This is a genomic window from Stenotrophomonas sp. YJH_SMC_82 (assembly GCF_059368875.1).
The window spans coordinates 242,072-259,091 of record NZ_JCAFSE010000003.1 but is presented as its reverse complement, the minus strand read 5'-3'; the positions used below and the strand labels follow the sequence as shown (position 1 = coordinate 259,091).

The following is a 17,020-nucleotide window of genomic DNA, read 5'->3' as shown; positions in this document are numbered from 1 at the left end:
TGCACGAAGCTTGCAATGCGAATCCTGCTGATCGAAGACGACGCCGCCCTGGCCGATGGACTGATCCGCGCCCTGCAGGGCGCCGGCCATCTGTGCGACCACCTTTCGCGCGGGCTGCACGCGCCGGCTGCAATGGCCAGCGCGCCGTATGACGTGATGGTGCTCGATCTTTCATTGCCCGACGTCGATGGCCTCGACCTGCTCTCGCGCCTGCGCAACGACGGCGTCACACTGCCGGTGCTGATCCTCACGGCGCGCGATGGCGTGGAGGACCGCATCCTCGGCCTTGACCGCGGTGGCGACGACTATCTCGCCAAGCCGTTTGCACTCGGTGAGCTGGAAGCCCGCCTGCGTGCGCTGTCGCGTCGCCGCAGCGACGCACCGGCGCAGAAGCGGTTGGGCCGGTTGTGCTTCGACAGCATCCGCAATGAAGTGCAGGTGGAAGGCCAGCGCATCGAACTGACCGCGCGCGAGCTGTCGCTGGTCGAGGCACTGATGCAGCATCCTGGCCGCACCGTCACCAAGCAGCGCCTGTTCGACGCGCTGTACAGCTGGGATCACGAGGCCAACCTGTCAGTGATCGAAGTGCATGTCAGCCGCCTGCGCCGCAAGCTGGAACAGGCGCGCGCCGGCGTCGGCATCCGCATGCTGCGTGGCCTGGGCTATCGGCTGGAAGCCGGTGGTGACTGAGCGTGTGCACAGCCTGCGTGGCCTGCTGCTGCGCCGCCTGTGGCTGCCCCTGCTGGTGCTGCTGCTGTGCAGCGCGATCGGTTCATTCGCGTTGGCCCGCTTCTATGCCGGCCAGGTCTATGACCGCTGGTTGCTGGACTCGGCGATGTCGTTGTCCGAGCTGGTGAAGGTGCAGGACGGGCGTGCCTCGATCGAGATCACGCCCGCGGTGTCGCGCATGTTCACCTGGGATACCGCTGACGAAGTGCATGGCGAAGTGGTCGACGCTGCGGGCGGGCGCCTGTATGGGGACCTGCCCGAAGCGCTGCCCCGCCCCGCGATCGCTGCCGGCAGCGACGATGCCGTCTACTACGACGCGCGCCTGCGTGGGCAGCCGGTGCGCATGGTCGAGGTCGTGGTCAGCGCTGGGCCGGGCCACGATATCCGCCTGCGCGTGGCCGAGACGCTGCGCAAGCGGCACCGGCTGGAGCGCAAGCTGCTGCTGGCCAGCATCCCGTTCCAGGCCGCGATCCTGGCGCTGGCCGCGTGGCTGGCCTGGTCCGGTACCGGCGCGGCTGCACGCCATGCCAACCAGGTGGCGCGGCGGCTGGCCAGCCCGCGTCCGGACCCGCTGGCGCCGCTGGAGCCCGCGCAGGAAGCCCCACGCGAACTGTGGCCGGCGGTCGAAGCCTACAACGCACTGCTGCAACGGCTGGACGCGATGCAGGCCGCGCAACGGCGCTTCGTCAGCAATGCGGCGCACCAGCTGCGCACGCCGCTGGCGGCAATGCAGGTGGAGCTGGAGAGCTCACTCCGCCAACAGGATCCGCAGGCCCAGCAGCTGGCGCTGTCCGGCACGCTGGCCGGGCTGGCACGGCTGCAGCACCTGGTCAACCAGCTGCTGATGCTCAGCCGCTCGGAAGAGCCACAGGGCAGCGCACTGCCGCTGCAGCCGCTGGATCTGGCCGCGTTGGCACGGGGCGTGGTCGAGCGCTACGCCGACCGTGCGTTGGTGGCGGGCGTGGACCTGGGTTACGACGGACCCGACGACGGCGTGAAGGTACAGGGTGATCCGCAGTTGCTGCGCGAGGCGCTGGGCAACCTGCTGGACAACGCGCTGCGCTACGGCGCCGTGCCCGGTGTGATCACCCTGGGACTACAGCGGGATGCCGAGGGCGTGCAGGTGTGGGTGGACGATGACGGTACAGGTATCGCCGAAGCCGAGCGCGCGCGCGTCACGGAACGGTTCTACCGGGCCAGCAGCGAGGGAGATGGCTGCGGGCTGGGGCTGGCGATCGTGGCCGAGATCGCGCAGCGGCATGGCGCGATATTGATGATCGAAACGGCGCCGCTCGGTGGCGCGCGCGTCGGGTTGCGTTTCCGTTGACCTTTGTCGAATTGCCCTTGTAGAGCCGAGCCCATGCTCGGCTCAGGCACCGTGCCAAAAGCAGCCGAGCATGGGTTCGGCTCTACAGGTTCCAGGTCACCCGTGAAGCGTGCCGGCCAAGGTCGGCGCCTACCACGTGCGCATCACCGGCTCATCGAATACGGCGCCTGCGCGTCCTGCCCCGGCCAGTCCTTGTTCGGCTCGGCCTGCATGCTGAAGCGCAGTTCGCCGCCAGCCAGGATCTCGTCATGGCGCAGGAAGGTGCGCTGCAGCGGCTTGCCGTTGAGGCTCACGCGGCCCACATAGGTGTGCTTGTCATCCAGGCCCTCGGCCACGATGGTGAACGTCTTGCCGTTCGGCAGACGCATCGCGGTCCTGGGCAGGAACGGACGGCCCAGGATGTACTCGCCCGAACCCGGCGCCACCGGGTAGAAGCCCAGCGCGGTGAACACATACCAAGCCGACATCTGGCCAACGTCATCATTGCCGGCCAGGCCATCGGGGCGGTCGGCATACTGGGTGTCCATGATCTGCTTCAGCCGCGCCTGGGTGCGCCATGGCTGGCCCGCATACGAATAGAGGTAGGCCACGTGGTGGCTGGGCTCGTTGCCGTGCGCGTACCAGCCGATCAGGCCGGTGATGTCTTCCATGTGCTCGAAGATCGATGGATCCACCTTGGCGTTGAACACCTCGTCCAGGCGCGCGAGCAGCTTGTCGCTGCCACCGTGGGCTGCCGCCAGGCCGGCAACGTCCTGCGGCACGTACCACGAGTACTGCCAGGCGTTGCCCTCGGTGTAGTCGGTGCCGTAGCCGCTGGCGCTGGGGTCGAACGGCGTACGGAAGCTGCCGTCGCGCTTGCGCGCGCGCATGAAGCCGGTGTCCTTGTCGAACGCGTTGCGCCAGTTACCCGCGCGTTTGTCGAAGGTGGCCGCGATATCGGCCTTGCCCATCGCCAGCGCCATGCGTGCGATGGTCCAGTCATCAAAGGCGTACTCCAGCGTCTTGCTGGCCGCTTCGCCTTCCTCGTCGATCGGCACATAGCCCAGCTCACGGTACTGCGCGATACCGTCATACGGGCCGTAGTTGGCGGTCTCGACCATCGCCTTCAATGCCTTGTCGGTGTCGAAGCCACGAATGCCCTTCACGTAGGCATCGGCGATCACCGGCACGGCGTGGTAGCCGATCATGCACCAGTCTTCCACGCCATGGAACGACCACACCGGCAGCATGCCGTACGGACTGTGCTCATGGTGGGCCAGCATCGAATTGACGAAGTCGCTGTTGCGCTTCTCCGGCTGCACCAGCGTCAGCAACGGGTGCAGCGCGCGGTAGGTGTCCCACAGCGAGAACGTCGAATAGTGCGTGAAGCCGTCGGCCTTGTGCACCGCGTTGTCCGAACCGCGGTACTGGCCATCGGCGTCCATGAACAGCGTCGGCCCCAGCATCGTGTGGTACAGCGCGGTATAGGCACTGCGCCGCGCATGCTCGGGGGCATCGATATCGAGCACGGACAGTGCCTGCGTCCAGTCCTGCTTCGCCTGCGCACGCACCCGATCGAAGTCGAAGTCGGCCACTTCAGCGTCGAGGTTGGCGATGGCACCGGCCTCACTGACCGGCGAGATGGCTACCTTCACCACCAGCGGTGCGTCCAGCTTGCCGAAGTTGAAGGTGCCGACCAGCTGGCGACCCTCGATCTGTGCGCGCTGCGCCGGGTCCTTCTCGCCCGGCGGCGGGAAGCCCTTGTAGACGATGTCCTGCTCGGTGTTATGCAGTTCATGGCCAGCCAGCGGGCGCGAAAAGCGCATCGCGAAGAACAGCTGGCGGCCCGGCGCCCAGCCGCGCGTCTCGCGGAAGCCGGTCACCGTGCCATCGGCGCGCACCCGCACCCGCGACCACAGCACCTTGCCCGGGTAGTCGTACATGCTGGTACGCATGTCCAGCAGCACCTTGGCGTCGGCACCTTTGGGGAAGGCATAGCGGTGCACGCCCACGCGCGCACTGGTGGTCAGCTCGGCACGCACCTTGTAGTCGTCCAGGGTGACCGCGTAGTAGCCCGGCTCGGCCTTCTCGTCAGCGTGGCGGAACCGTGAGGCGTAACCGCTGCGCGGCTTCTCCGGATCGCCGCGCTCCAGCCCGGGGTTGCCGGTGAACGGCATCAGCAGGATGTCGCCCAGGTCCGAATGACCGGTGCCGGAAAAATGCGTGTGCGAGAAACCGACGATGCTGCTGTCGTCGTAACGGTAGCCCGCCGCCCAGCCATAGGCCTTTTCGCGCGGCTGGATGCGCGTGTCCGGGCTGAGCTGGACCATGCCGAACGGCACCGTCGCCCCCGGGTAGGTATGGCCTTCCCCGCCGGTACCGATGAACGGGTCGACCGAGCCATAGGCGCGTTCGGCGGCGGATTTCGACGGAGCCGCCAGCACCGCCCCGGAGGCAAGCATGGCGGTCGCGACGAAAGCGATCAGGAGACGACGGTCCAGCGTGGGCATCGGCATTTGGATCGATTCAGGTGGTAGTCGGATCCTAGCACCGGCCCTGCCCTGTCGCATGCTGCAGTGCGGCCGCCGGAACCGGCACGATGCTTTGCACGTAATTGCATGGCCGCGCGACGAGTCACCTCATAGCCTTCCGGTCTCCCGCGTCCCGATCGGTGCCGATACGGCAATGGATGTCCAGACATGCACTTCTGAAAGACCGCGCCTTCCGAACGGGACAAAGCGAGACAAACCATCAATTGGTGCGCAGCGCCTCGATCTGCCCAGGATTGCGCCGCAGCGGACATCCCGCTGCCGGGATTGGAACCCCCGGATGAAACTGAAGATCTGCCTGTCATGACTATGGCGGGCGCTGCGTGTGGCCGTCTGGCCATCGGAGTTCTTCTTCAGTCTCTCCGGGTTCCAAGCACGCATCGCCCGCCACCCTTGCGGTGGCCCTCGCACCCAAGGAGTTCCCGCATGAAACACACGCGTCCGCTCAGCCCGGCCATGGAGTCGCTCTTCCAGCGCATCGAACACGCCCTCAACAGTGCAGAAGGCATGGCCATCCTCATCGGTGAACAGTACGGCCCCGAGCCGAAGCCGCCCGCACCGATGGGCTACAACGCCAGAGAGATCGCCAATGCGATGGTCATGCTGAGCCAGCATGGCCGGTCGTTGTTGCAGAAGCTGCGTGCGGAAGCGGAAAAGGTGACCTATCACTAGCCCGCCCTGCAGCCGAGCCCGCTCGGCGCCGTGCGCACCGCACGCAGTGATTGCTGCCCTCAATCTGGCAATGCGCCCTGCAAGGTGGCGAGGTCGGCGCTGTCGACCGGCCTCACCACGCGCGCCACTTCCTGGCCGTCATGCAGCAGCACCACGGTGGGCCACAGTTTTACCTTGAACGCACGCCCCAGCGGCTTTCCCTTGCCATCCTCGATCTTCCAATGCACCAGATCGTGGGCGTCCACAAACGCCTGGAGTGCGGGCTGCGCGGCCTGGCAATGGCCACACCAGGGTGCACCGAACTCCAGCAGCTGCCAGCCCGCCTGAGCTTCCACGTCCGCGCCCGCAGGCTCCGCCGCCGGGTAGTCACGCATGAACGGCATGCCGGTTACGCCGCCAGCGCTTTCTGGATATCCGCCAGCGGGGCGTTGGTCAGGTCCTTGGCGATATCGCCCAGCAGGCGCGCCTGGACCTCCTTGTGCAGCAGCGGGCGGATACGGCCCAGCGTGGTCGGGTCTGCCACCAGCACCAGGTGTGCATAGCGGTTGTTGAGCGCATCTTCGTTCAACTGCTCCGCTACCTGCTTGGCAAACGTCGCCTCGTTGAGCTGCGAAATGGACATGTCCTTCGGCACCGCGCCGGCCGGGCCCTGACCGGAGACGCCCTGCTCGCTGATGTCCTGCAGGCGCAGCTCACCTTCCTGCTTCAACGCCAGTTGATGTTCGCTGCCGACGTTGGTGAACACGCGGGCCGAACCGCCATCGGCGACGATGATCAACGTGCCTTCGGGAATGCGACGGGTCATGCGATGCTCCTTCTCGATTGCGTTCAGCGCTACCGTAGACAGCGTCGCGTGAGCGCTGCGGCCAGAGTTCGTTCAACACTTGTCATTGCATGCCGCGCGGATGAACAGGCGCGATGGAACACAGCGTGCAGATCAGTCCGCTTCGCTGCATGCTCACGCCGATGCCGCTATGATGAACGGATGATCGACACGACCCACTACGTGACGGGCGCACCTGTTACGTGGGAAGCACTGCCGACCGGCGCTTCGCTTGCCACGATGGCTCCCGCCCTGCCGTTCCACCGCCTCGCGCTGGATCCTGGCGGATGACGCCCGCAGGCCCTCGGCCTGCACTCCCCACGCTGCTGTGACCGCCAGCCGCTGATTGCGCGACCGCTGTGATCCCGTTGCTGCGTTTCCGCCGTTGCGGCGGTGCTTTGCCGTGCGCGTGGCGTCGTGCCTGCACACATTCCCCGGCCCCCACGCCACTCACCGATGCCCCTGCGCCACCTGCGCCTGCATCGCCGTTTCCGATTTCCGGGACCTACCTCACCGCTCATTTCCCCTCTTCTGCCTACAAGGGAGCCCCCATGCAGGACACCCCCGATGCACACGCCCATTTCGGCTGGTTCAAACGCCGCCGCCACCTGAAGGTCGATGAGATCACCGTCGTCGACAAGCCCATGCTCAAGCGCGCCGTCGGCGCGGCCGCACTCGGCAATGCCATGGAGTGGTTCGACTTCGGTGTCTACGGCTATCTGGCCGTCACCATCGGCCAGGTGTTCTTCCCCTCCAGCAACCCCACCGCGCAGGTGATCGCTGCGTTCGCCACCTTCACCGTGGCGTTCCTGGTGCGGCCACTGGGCGGCCTGGTGTTCGGCCCCCTGGGTGATCGCTATGGCCGCCAGAAAGTGCTGGCGTTCACCATGATCCTGATGGCGCTGGGCACGTTTGCCATCGGCCTGATTCCCGCCTACGAGCGCATCGGCATCTGGGCACCGGTGCTGTTGCTGCTGGCGCGCGTGGTGCAGGGCTTCTCCACCGGCGGCGAATACGGGGGCGCGGCCACCTTCATCGCCGAGTATTCCACCGACCGCAACCGCGGCCTGATGGGCAGCTGGCTGGAGTTCGGCACGCTGGGCGGCTACATCGCCGGCGCCGGCACCGTCACCGCGCTGCACATGCTGCTGAGCAGCGAGCAGATGCTGGACTGGGGGTGGCGCATTCCGTTCCTGGTGGCCGGCCCGCTGGGCCTGCTCGGCCTGTACATGCGCATGAAGCTGGAGGAAACCCCGGCGTTCCGCGCCTTCGCCGAGGAAGCCGAGAAGCGTGAGCACGAGCGGCCGGGGCTGGGCGCGCTGTTCCAGGTGCATGGCCGCCAGCTGCTGGTGTGCATGGGCCTGGTGCTGGTGTTCAACGTGACCGATTACATGCTGCTGACCTACATGCCCAGCTACCTCAGCGTCACGATGGGCTATGCCGAGAGCAAGGGCCTACTGCTGATCATCATCGTGATGCTGGTGATGATGCCGCTGAACATCGTCGGCGGGTTGTTCAGTGACCGGCTGGGCCGGCGCCCGATGATCATCGGTGCGTGCATCGCGCTGCTGGTGCTGGCCATTCCGTGCCTGCTGCTGGTCGGTAGCGGCAACGACGGGCTGATCTTCCTCGGCCTGATGCTGCTGGGGCTGGCGCTGGTGTGCTTCACCAGCTCGATGCCGTCCACGCTGCCGGCGCTGTTCTACACCCCGGTGCGCTACAGCGCGCTGTCGATCGCCTTCAATGTGTCGGTGTCGCTGTTCGGTGGCACCACGCCGCTGGTGACCGCGTGGCTGGTGGAGCGTACCGGCGACCCGCTGGTGCCGGCCTATTACCTGATGGGCGCGGCGGTGATCGGCCTGGTAACCATGCTGTTCGTGAAGGAAACCGCCGGCCTGCCGCTGCGCGGTTCACCGCCAGCGGTTGGCAGCGACAAGGAAGCAGCCGCGCTGTTGAAGAGCGATGTGCCGGTGACGGTGGACCCGACCTTGCCGCCGCTGCCGGACGTTGCCGAGCCCGAGCAGGCGAAGCCGGCGTTGTAGAGCCGAGCCCGTGCTCGGCTGACTTCCAGGGGATCAGCCGAGCATGGGTTCGACTCCGCACCCCGTGCGGCATCAATCACCCGGGGTGTCCAATTCCATCGCGCGCATCACGATGGGCTTGGCCCAGCCCGGCGTGTGCAACAGGTCGGCCACTGCGACCGGGTAATGCAGCTGGCCTGCAGCCATGGCCAATACCGGCAGCGGCACCACGCAGCCGTCGGCATCGGCCGGCGCGCTGTTGTCGTAGACATGCAGCTCGGCCAGGTGCGGCAGCAGCTCCAGCAGGTTTGCGCGCGCCGAATCGAAACGCGCGTGGATCTTCTCCACCGGAATATCGTGGCCACCGGCGGCCACCCGCGCGGCCACACGGGCGACGTGCAGCCCGACATCGGCCAGCCCACAGAACCAGATCGCCACCTGGTGCCGCTCGCAGGCCTCACGCAGCAGACGCGGAATGGTGTTGCCACCGAGCGTGGTCTCGAAGGCGAAGTCGGTGCCATCGGCCATGGCCTGGCGCAGGCGGCGGGTGCCTTCCTGCCAGGCCTCGGCATTGGCGTCCGGCAGCGGCCAGCCGGCGTCGACCAGGCGGCGGGTGAACGAGTCCGGGTTGAACCAGCTCAGCCCTTCGGCGTCCAGCCAGGTGCCCAGCAGCGAACTCTTGCCGGCGCCATTGACACCGGCCAACGCCAGGATGCGTCCCATCGATCAGAGCGGACGGCCAAGGGTGACCTTGCGGCCGCGCCGGATCGGCTGGCCCAGCACCTTGCCCAGCCCTTCCCCGCGCTGCAGCCCGGCCAGGGTCTGGTCGAACTCGCTGCGCAGGCGCTGCAGTTCTTCGTTGCGCTCACCGGCATCACCGCCGGCGGCCTTGGCCAGCAGTTCCTGGTAGGTGCGGATGTCCACGATCACCGCTTCCGGGTGGTTGTGGTTGGTGATGACCAGCGCCTGCTTTTCGCGCACGGTGCGCATCAGGCTCGGCCAGCCCCGGGTCTTCACCGACGAGGCCGGGGCCTTCTCGAGGCCAGGCAGATCCAGCGGCAGGGTCATGGCACGGCTCCAGGCGGGGTGGATGAGCGACACTATACCCAATTTGGCCAAATTGGGGATAAATCCCCTTTTACCGCAGGGGCGCGGTGTCCGGAGCGTCGGTCTGCAGCAGGCTGTCGCGTTCGCGCAGCGGGAAGCGGATCCACGCATCCAGCCCCTGTGGGCCAAAGTGCAGCTCGCCGCTGCCAGCCAGCTCGTAGGGCACGCGCTGCTCGATCAGCGCCCGGCCCAGGCCGCGCTGGCGTGGCATTTCCCAGCCCTCCACGTCGGCATGGCGCTCGCACCAGTGCAGGCCCAGCCACGGTTCTGCGTCCTGCACCTGCAGATGCCAGGACACCTCGATCCGCCCCGCCTCGCGCGCGGCCGCGCCATAGCGCAGCGCGTTGCTCGCCAGCTCATGGATGGCCAACGACAGCACCTCGGCCGCTTTCGGTGGCAGCAGCACGTCCTCACCGTGCAGCTCGCACAGGCCCGTGCCCGGCATCTGCGCCGACACTTCCTCTTCGATCATCCCGCGCAGGCAGACCCCGGCATTGCCGCCGCGGGTCAGCAGGCTCTGCGTGCGCGCCAGCGACATCAACCGCCCGCACAGCCGCTCGGCGTACTCGTCCACGCTGGCCACGGTGCTGCGCGTCCGCCAGGCAAGGGCATGGATGGTGGACATGATGTTGCGGACCCGGTGCTGCAGTTCGGCCAGCAGCACCGCCTGGCGCTCGGTGGCGCGCTTGAGGTCGTCGATATCCACCGCAATGGCGAACACCCCGGTCACCTCGCCGTCTGCATCGCGCAGCGGCGCAGCGGCGACGCGTGTCCAGCGGGCGCGCCCGTCGTCATGGATGAACTGGAACTCCAGGCCAGGGACCACCGTCTCCCCCCGCAGGGCGCGGGCGATGGCGAAATCATGGGGCTCGATGCGCGAGCCGTCGGGGTGCCATCCCTGCCAGCGGTAGTGGTTGGGACGATCGGTGGACGGCACCTTGCCGGTGGGCAGATAGGTCCGCATCCGGTCATTGGACAGTTGCAGTCGGCCTTCGGCATCGACAATGCAGACGCCCACCGGCAGCACCTTGAATGCCAGCGCCAGGCGCCGGTCGCTCTCACGGCGCTTCTGCTCCTCGCGCTCGCGGGCCGCCTGCGCGACATGCGCGGCGGTCGTTTCGAACATGGTGACAAGCACGCCGTTGATGCGCCCTTCCTCACCGCGGATGGGGCTGTAGGTGATGGTGAACCAGACATCCTCCAGCCGCCCCCGCCGCGCCAGCGGATAGAGCTTGTCCTCATAGGTGATGGTCTCGCCCTGCCACACCCGCTGGTAGATCGGGCCGTTGATGTGCCAGACCTCAGGCCAGCACTCGCGGGTGGGCTGGCCAAGCCCGCCCGGATGCTTGTCGGCGAGGATCTCGGCATAGCCATCGTTGTAGAGCTGCACCAGCTGCTCGCCCCACAGCACGATCATCGGGAAGCCGTGGGCCAGCATCAGGTCGACAGTGGCGCGCAGGTGCGGCGGCCATCGCTCGATCGCACCCAGTGGCGTGCCTGACCAGTCGTGGCGGGCAATACGGGCGGCCATGCCGTCATGGCGTGCATGCGCCTGCAGCGGCGGCGGCATGCCCGCCGGGCGCTCAACGGCCGGGAGACCCTGAATGCGGTGTGACATGCCGCGCAATCAGGCGATGCCCGCAGCAGCCTGCGGACCTGCCACCAGCCGTGCCAGCTGCTGCACCAGTGCCTCGATGTGATAGGGCTTGGTACAGCGGGGCGCGCCAGCGAAGCGGCTGGGGAGATTGTCATCGTAGCCGGAGGTCAACATGAACGGCGTGCCGGCGTCCGCCAAGCGGTCGGCCAAGGGGTAGACCAGTTCACCCCCCAGGTTGATGTCCAGCAGGGCGACATCGATGGGGTTCTCATCGACCAGACGCCCCAGCGCCTGCAGGTCACCGGCCGGTCCCACCACCTGCGCGCCCTTCAGTTCCAGATAGTCCACCAGGAACATCGCGATGGCGAATTCATCTTCCGCCACCAGCGCCCGCAGCCCTTTCAGGCCCTCTGGCTTGTTGCCCGCTTCCAGCACGACCCGCGCTCCTCGATACACGCGGCGCACCTCTGCCGCAACGCCTGCAGGATGCGCGAAACGGGCTACAAGGGCGCGTGATGATCGATGAAGATCGCCGCCACGGCCCGTTCACCCAGGCATTGCAGCGGCGCGTTCAGAACGCACGCTCCCATTTCAGGCTGAGCAGGCTGCGGTCGTGGCTGTACAGCCAGCCGACGTTGCTGTCGATGCGGGCGTAGCGCAGGCCCAGGCTGGGCACCAGCCCGGCCACCGCCAGCCGCTCGCTGCGCACGATGGCGATCAGGTTCTGTTCGTCGTCCTGCCTGCGCGCCTCCAGCAAGGGACTCCAGGCGTCGTAGTCGCGGCGGCGCAGCGACACGAACACCGTGGCCGTGGTGCCGCTCCACTGCCGCGCCGCGCCCAGCCGCAAGCCGCGCTGGCGGTAGCCGTTGGCCGGGTCGGCAGCGCTGCTGCCGGTGACATCCAGCCCGGCGAAGACCGTCCAGCGCGGACTGAGCGCGCGGAACCAGGTGGCATACACCGATACCAGCTCGCCGTCATAATTGCTGGCCAGGCCCTGCTGGCGATACCGCTGGCGCTTCCAGTCGGCCTCCAGCTTGAGCAGGCTGCGTGCATCCAGGGCGTACTGCCATTCGCCGTGCACGCCACTGCCGCCCTGCAGCGCACGGTTGCCCAGGCCCTGGACGTCATAGCTGGGGGCAAGCAGCACGGTCTGCCGCGCACTGCGCCAGCTGTAACCTGCCTGCACATTGGCATTGAGCTCGTTGTAGGCACGGTGCCCGCGCCATGCCTGACCGAAGGCGAGACCGCGCACGTACAGCCCATGATGCCCGTCGAGGACCCAGCGCCGTTCCAGGCTGGCGTCGTAGTCGAGGCCCCCTGCGTGCTGGGCGTCGGGCAGTTTCCGTTCGATGATGCAGGCGTCGCCTACGCCGAACAGGCAGGTGCGGCTGGCCGAGCTGCGGTTGATGTTGTCACTCCATGCGGGGCCGGCGGACAGCGCGCCTTTCCAGCGCTGGCGCGCCTGCAGGGCACCCAGGTACCCGTCCACGCGCGCGCGGACGCCGGCCGTGGCCGGATCATCAGCATTGATGCCTGCAGCGATGGCCGTGAACAGCGCGACCGCATCGCGATCACGCTGGTCTTCCGCATAGACACGTGCCAGCTCGAGACGGGCCGGCAGGAACTCCGGCTGCGCCGCCAGCAGCGCTTCGTACTCCTTCGCCGCGCGACGATGGTCGCCGGCCACGCGGGCCAACGCCCCCTGCGCGTAATGGCGCAGCAGCGGGTCATGCCCCGGCAGTTCGATGTACTCCTCGAGGAACGCCGCGGCGGCCCGCCATTGCTGATGCTGCAGTGACAGGTAGAGGGCCTGGCCGAGATCGTCAACGGTGCGCTCCACGCGCAGCGTCCTGCCGTCGATGGTGATGGTCGGCCGCTCCGACTCGGCCTGTTGCAGGCGCTGCCGGTCCTGCTGCTGGTGGCGCAGTTCGCTGCCCTGTTCAAGCACGCGGCGCAGATCGTCCTGCTGGGCGCGCACATCAGCGGCAGCCAACAGCAGTACGACAAGGAAGGTGGAATGGCGCATGGTCGATCCGTGGTGGTGCATGCAGCGGCCGAAGCAGGGACTGGCGGATCGCGGCTTGTCCCTGCCCTGCCCCGTCAGGGGCGTGGCGATCAGTTCTTGCTGCCGCCGAAGGCGGTGTCGTACTGGCTGTTGCCGGCGAACGTGGCGATACCGGCGAGCGTGGCCGCATTGGCGCCGAAGAACTGGCCCTGGCTGTTGCCGGTGACCGAGCCGTTGGCCACGGCGGTGCCGGCGAAGGATGCATCGGCGCTGTTGATGTTGGCGCTGATCGCCAGGGTCTGGCCACCACCGGTCAGGCCGCCGGTCAGCTTGCCAGTGCCGAAGTTCGCCGCGAAGGTACCGCTGAGCAGGTTGCTGCCATTGAACCGGTTCAGGCCGGCCACCGCGTAGGTGGCGGTACCGCTGGGCAGGGTGGTGCCGGCGCGGTCGCCAGCGAAGTACACCTGGCGGTTGTTGAAGCCACCCGCAGCGCCGTCCTTGGACCATTCGCCGAACCACACATCGCCACTGCCCACCTTGACGAAGTTGAAGTGGCCCATGCCGGAATGGCTGCCCGGCGTACCGGTGATCGGCATGGCCAGGGTACGCACGGTAACGCCGTTGACGGTGGTCGGGGCCGAGTAGGCCGCCAGCCCCTGGAAGTCGACCGGCTTGCCGTTGGAGACGGTGCCGACGCCGATGCCGGCCTTGCCTGCGCTGTGCGGGCCGCCGTTGACTTCGGAGGCACCGACCTTGACGTACAGCTGCGAATCGGTGGCCGGGCTGGCCGCACCGACGATGTCGGCGGCCTGGGCGGCACCGGCCAGGGCGAAGGTGGCGGCCATGGCCAGTACGGAACGGGAGATCATCTTCATGGAACTACTCCTTGGGTTGAGGGAACAACGGGTACAACAACGAGACAGGTCATCAGAAGCGTGCAGTGACACCGAGCTTCAGCGTGCGCCCCGGCGCCGGCAGCGTAGAGCGCGTGGCCGGGTCGACGTAGTAGCGGTTGCCGAGGTTGGTGCCGACCAGCTCGACGCTGGTGTGGTCATTGAAGCGCCAGCGCGCGTAGGCATCGACGGTGGTGATGTTTCCCCAGGTGAACGGCACGTTCTGCCAGATCAGGCCACCGCTGCCGGCGTACAGGCGATCACGGTAGGCCTGCAGGTCCGGGTTCTGGTGGCGCTGGTAATGCACGATGCGGCTGCCCAGCTCCAGGCGCTCATCGAACAGCCGGGTGCCCAGCGACACGTTCACCGACAACCGGGGAATGGCCTGGGTCAGCAGGTAGCCACTGACGAAGCCGTCCTGCACGCAGTTGGGCACCTTGCCGGCCAGCGCATCGAGCTGCACCGCCATGCTTTCGTCGCAGACCTTGTTTTCCAGCGTACGGGTGATGCCCAGGTCGGTGAAGAAGCGCCGGTTGTCGAACCGCGCCTGCAACTCCACGCCGCGGATGCGCTGCTTGTCCAGGTTGTCGAACAGGAAATTGCCGTCGCGCTCGATCACGTTGCGGGTCTTGTGCACGTAGTAGGCCAGCTTCACGTCGGCATCGGCAGTGTTGCCGAACAGTGCGGACAGGTTGTGCACATAGCCCACTTCGTAGTTGTAGGCGTGCTCGGGCTTGAGCGGGTACAGCGGGTTCAGGCTGCTGGAGAACGCGATGGTGCTCTCGAACATGCTGGGGAAACGCACCGCCTCGCTGTAACGCACATAGGCGCGCGCATTGGGCGAGAAATGCGCGGTGGCCGAGAAGGTCGGCAGCCAGGCATGGTCGCGCCTGCGCTCGTTGCGGCCGGCCACCGTCTGCGACCGCCCGCTCTGGATGCTGCACAGGATCTGCGCGCCCTGCACCGGCAACAGCCCGGGAATGGCCGCCACCTGACCATTCAGGCACGGGTTGCTGGCACGGCTGTAGTTGCCGTCCGCATCCGGCAGCCACGGAATGCTGTGCTCCACCGCCACCGGCGTCTCGTACCTGCTGAGCAGGCCCTTGAGCAGATCATCGACGATGAAGCCCATGCCGATGCTGTCCCAGAACGCGCGCTGCGACTCGATGGCGTCGATCTCGCCCTGCAGGCTGGCCGGGCGTTCGGGCAGTTCGTTGACCCGGTAGCGGGCCTCCTTGGGGAATACAGAGGTGGTCATCAGCTCCGGGTGTTCCTGCAGGAAATCATCGATGGCCCAATAGCGCGCGTAGCGCACCCCGGCGCTCAGGGAGAGGAAATCCACCGGCCGCCAGTCCAGCACCAGGTAGCCCTCGCCTTCCTGGCGGCGCCCGGCGCGCGGGTACATGCGCCAGCCATCGCTGACGCCAAAGTACGGGTCCGCCGAGCGCAGTTTCTCGAACTGCCAGTTGCCGCCCACCGTCAGGTCCAGGGTGGAATGCAGCGCGAAGCGGTTGCTCAGGGTCAGGCCGGTGCGGTCGTTGCGGGCATTGGCCAGCGCGGTATTGCGCAGGACCGGGCTGCTGCCGGGGTTCCAGTCGGGGTTGCTGGCAAAATTGGGGAAGCCGCCAGCGGTGTAGGTATCGCTGGTGGTTTCGGTGCGCCACAGGTTGGCACGCAGGTCCAGCCAGCGGCTGCCGGCAGGCTGCCAGTGGTATTCCAGGTTCCAGGCATCGGCATCGACGCGGCTGAGCGGCCACTGGATGCGACCGTAGTCGGGCGCGGACAGGATGCGCGAGGGCATGATCTCGCCGTAGTGGGAGAGCGTACGCCGCCAGGTGGCGCGCAGCTGCTGGTCATCGTTGATCTGCCAGGTCGCCTTCAGCAGCCACGATTCCTGCTCGCTGGAGGTGTTGGGCACCTCGTCGCCGGGCTTGAAGTAGCGCGCCAGCGTGGTGATGTAGTCCAGGCCCTTGTACTCGAACTGCTCGCGCGGGTCCTGGTCGTAGTACGCCGTGCCCTGGGTGCCGGAGAAGTAGTTGCCGCGCTTGCGCCAGGCATACGCGGCCATCAGGTCCACGTGTTCGCCGCGCAGGCCCAGCGCCAGCCGCCAGGCCTGGTCCTCGCCGGCGAACACATTGGCTTCCGAACCGCGCGACTTCACCGGCACCAGCAGCGTGCTGTCGGCATACGGTGCCGAGGGCGAGCCCTGCGGGAACCCGGGCACCGTGCGGTAGTCCTCGCCGGTATGCAGCCGCGGCAGGCGTGGCGCCACCGCATTGCTGCTGCCTTCGATCTTCAGCTCCCCGCCGAAGCGCTCACCCGCTTCCACGATGTCATCGACGTCGATGGTCTTGATCACCAGCGCGCCACCGATCCCGCTGTGCACATCGCGCACCAGCCCCGGCCCCTTGATGACCTGGATGCCACCTATCAGGTTGGGATCGATGTAGTTGCGGTTGCTGACGCCGTTGTAGCCGCGCCAGACCGTAAGTGCCTGCTCGCCGCCGTCGATGCTGACCGGCACCCGCCCCGGCCCCTGGATGCCGCGGATGTTGATGTCCAGCGCGCCACTGTTGCGCGCATCGCCGCTGAACACACCGACCAGATCCTTGACCACGTCGGCCGGATTGGAGCCGCGGTAGCGCTCCACCCGGTCGCGCCCCGAATACGCCGTGGCCATGTCCAGCGCGAACACATCATCGTAGCCGCGCCGATCGCGGGCCTCGCCCCCTTCCGACTGCAGGCGACCGGCCACGTCCAGTGTCTCGGTCACCCGCACCCCTTCCCCTTCACCCGCCTCCGCTGCGGTACGCAGGCTCCAGGTGCCGTCCATGCCACGCTGCGCGCGCACGCCGCTGCCACGCAGCAGCAGCTGCAGGGCCTGCATCTGGCTGTACTCGCCGCTCACCGCGCTGGAGCGACGGCCTTCCACCAGGTCACTGCGGAACACCACCTGCACATCGGCCTGGCGGCCAAAGGCACGCACGGCGTCGGCCAAGGGCTGTTCCGGAATGGCGTACTGGCGCAGCGGCGCGACGACCGCCGGTTGCGCCTGCCCGGCCGGCACCCAGGCCAACTGCAGCAATGCGGTGGAAACAGCCAGGGCCAGAGCGGTGGCGCGACGATGACAGGCGGATGCCGTGGACGGCATGGACAGGAACTCCTCAAGCGGGGCGGGACCACGGACACGTCCGGTGCCCGGTGGTGTGTCTGGCTTGAGAAGAAACGCTGTTTCGCTCTGGCTATACCTCTATAGACAGCGGGCTGCGACGACTGCCCACGGTTTTTTCATGTTTTTTTCATGCGACCGGTTCGTCC

The 17,020-nt window shown here is 67.3% G+C and carries 14 protein-coding genes; 4 read left to right on the top strand and 10 right to left on the bottom strand.

The genetic code is table 11. The features are described from left to right. Positions 1-15: 15 nt before the first annotated feature. Together AC5P53_RS13865 and AC5P53_RS13860 are read left to right on the top strand one after the other, a co-directional pair. Entirely contained in the window at positions 16-690 is a 675-nt protein-coding gene (locus AC5P53_RS13865) for a response regulator (protein WP_241886908.1), read from the top strand. After that, positions 683-2,056: a sensor histidine kinase N-terminal domain-containing protein gene (locus AC5P53_RS13860; protein WP_164077807.1), complete on the top strand. Its 1,374-nt coding sequence runs from the start codon at positions 683-685 to the stop codon at positions 2,054-2,056. The genes AC5P53_RS13865 and AC5P53_RS13860 overlap by 8 nt, the downstream gene beginning before the upstream one ends. Before the next feature lie 143 nt (positions 2,057-2,199). On the opposite strand, the gene AC5P53_RS13855 is transcribed toward AC5P53_RS13860, so the two are convergent. Next, a complete protein-coding gene (locus AC5P53_RS13855; protein ID WP_241886909.1) occupies positions 2,200-4,551 on the bottom strand; it encodes a GH92 family glycosyl hydrolase in 2,352 nt (783 codons plus the stop codon). Positions 4,552-5,010: 459 nt separating this feature from the next. Between AC5P53_RS13855 and AC5P53_RS13850 the strand changes: the two genes are divergently transcribed. Then, positions 5,011-5,256 carry a hypothetical protein gene (locus AC5P53_RS13850; RefSeq protein ID WP_014647337.1) on the top strand — a complete coding sequence of 82 codons (246 nt, stop codon included), beginning with the start codon at positions 5,011-5,013 and terminating at the stop codon, positions 5,254-5,256. Positions 5,257-5,315: 59 nt separating this feature from the next. Here AC5P53_RS13850 and AC5P53_RS13845 read toward each other — a convergent pair whose 3' ends face one another. Beyond that, on the bottom strand, positions 5,316-5,639 hold the full coding sequence (locus AC5P53_RS13845) for a thioredoxin family protein (RefSeq protein WP_049407275.1): 324 nt from the start codon (positions 5,637-5,639) through the stop codon (positions 5,316-5,318). A 5-nt stretch (positions 5,640-5,644) separates the two neighbouring features. After that, positions 5,645-6,061, bottom strand: a complete 417-nt coding sequence (locus AC5P53_RS13840) for a host attachment family protein (protein WP_014037377.1) — start codon at positions 6,059-6,061, stop codon at positions 5,645-5,647. Between the two features lie 569 nt (positions 6,062-6,630). Between AC5P53_RS13840 and proP the strand changes: the two genes are divergently transcribed. Continuing rightward, entirely contained in the window at positions 6,631-8,121 is a 1,491-nt protein-coding gene (proP, locus tag AC5P53_RS13835; RefSeq protein ID WP_046430926.1) for a glycine betaine/L-proline transporter ProP, read from the top strand. 72 nt (positions 8,122-8,193) lie between these two features. On the opposite strand, the gene AC5P53_RS13830 is transcribed toward proP, so the two are convergent. The 7 genes from AC5P53_RS13830 to AC5P53_RS13800 form a co-directional block, all read right to left on the bottom strand. Next, complete coding sequence (locus AC5P53_RS13830; RefSeq protein ID WP_014647342.1) at positions 8,194-8,823, bottom strand: ATPase; 630 nt, start codon at positions 8,821-8,823, stop codon at positions 8,194-8,196. Between the two features lie 3 nt (positions 8,824-8,826). Further along, entirely contained in the window at positions 8,827-9,168 is a 342-nt protein-coding gene (locus AC5P53_RS13825) for a type II toxin-antitoxin system prevent-host-death family antitoxin (RefSeq protein WP_014037381.1), read from the bottom strand. Positions 9,169-9,238: 70 nt separating this feature from the next. Continuing rightward, positions 9,239-10,825: a sensor histidine kinase gene (locus tag AC5P53_RS13820; RefSeq protein ID WP_046430927.1), complete on the bottom strand. Its 1,587-nt coding sequence runs from the start codon at positions 10,823-10,825 to the stop codon at positions 9,239-9,241. 9 nt (positions 10,826-10,834) lie between these two features. Continuing rightward, complete coding sequence (locus AC5P53_RS13815) at positions 10,835-11,239, bottom strand: response regulator (RefSeq protein ID WP_495227458.1); 405 nt, start codon at positions 11,237-11,239, stop codon at positions 10,835-10,837. Positions 11,240-11,375: 136 nt separating this feature from the next. Beyond that, entirely contained in the window at positions 11,376-12,830 is a 1,455-nt protein-coding gene (locus AC5P53_RS13810; RefSeq protein WP_241886910.1) for a surface lipoprotein assembly modifier, read from the bottom strand. A gap of 89 nt (positions 12,831-12,919) precedes the next feature. Then, entirely contained in the window at positions 12,920-13,684 is a 765-nt protein-coding gene (locus AC5P53_RS13805; protein WP_014647346.1) for a Slam-dependent surface lipoprotein, read from the bottom strand. A 52-nt stretch (positions 13,685-13,736) separates the two neighbouring features. After that, complete coding sequence (locus AC5P53_RS13800) at positions 13,737-16,853, bottom strand: TonB-dependent receptor (protein WP_241886911.1); 3,117 nt, start codon at positions 16,851-16,853, stop codon at positions 13,737-13,739. Positions 16,854-17,020: the final 167 nt, after the last annotated feature.

Excerpts from the sequence above, each read along its gene's own strand:
- AC5P53_RS13865 (WP_241886908.1), top strand. The coding sequence starts at position 16 with ATGCGAATCCTGCTGATCGAAGACGACGCCGCCCTGGCCGATGGACTG.
- AC5P53_RS13855 (WP_241886909.1), bottom strand. The coding sequence starts at position 4,551 with ATGCCGATGCCCACGCTGGACCGTCGTCTCCTGATCGCTTTCGTCGCG.
- AC5P53_RS13850 (WP_014647337.1), top strand. The coding sequence starts at position 5,011 with ATGAAACACACGCGTCCGCTCAGCCCGGCCATGGAGTCGCTCTTCCAG.
- AC5P53_RS13845 (WP_049407275.1), bottom strand. The coding sequence starts at position 5,639 with ATGCCGTTCATGCGTGACTACCCGGCGGCGGAGCCTGCGGGCGCGGAC.
- AC5P53_RS13840 (WP_014037377.1), bottom strand. The coding sequence starts at position 6,061 with ATGACCCGTCGCATTCCCGAAGGCACGTTGATCATCGTCGCCGATGGC.
- proP (WP_046430926.1), top strand. The coding sequence starts at position 6,631 with ATGCAGGACACCCCCGATGCACACGCCCATTTCGGCTGGTTCAAACGC.
- AC5P53_RS13830 (WP_014647342.1), bottom strand. The coding sequence starts at position 8,823 with ATGGGACGCATCCTGGCGTTGGCCGGTGTCAATGGCGCCGGCAAGAGT.
- AC5P53_RS13825 (WP_014037381.1), bottom strand. The coding sequence starts at position 9,168 with ATGACCCTGCCGCTGGATCTGCCTGGCCTCGAGAAGGCCCCGGCCTCG.
- AC5P53_RS13820 (WP_046430927.1), bottom strand. The coding sequence starts at position 10,825 with ATGTCACACCGCATTCAGGGTCTCCCGGCCGTTGAGCGCCCGGCGGGC.
- AC5P53_RS13810 (WP_241886910.1), bottom strand. The coding sequence starts at position 12,830 with ATGCGCCATTCCACCTTCCTTGTCGTACTGCTGTTGGCTGCCGCTGAT.
- AC5P53_RS13805 (WP_014647346.1), bottom strand. The coding sequence starts at position 13,684 with ATGAAGATGATCTCCCGTTCCGTACTGGCCATGGCCGCCACCTTCGCC.
- AC5P53_RS13800 (WP_241886911.1), bottom strand. The coding sequence starts at position 16,853 with ATGCCGTCCACGGCATCCGCCTGTCATCGTCGCGCCACCGCTCTGGCC.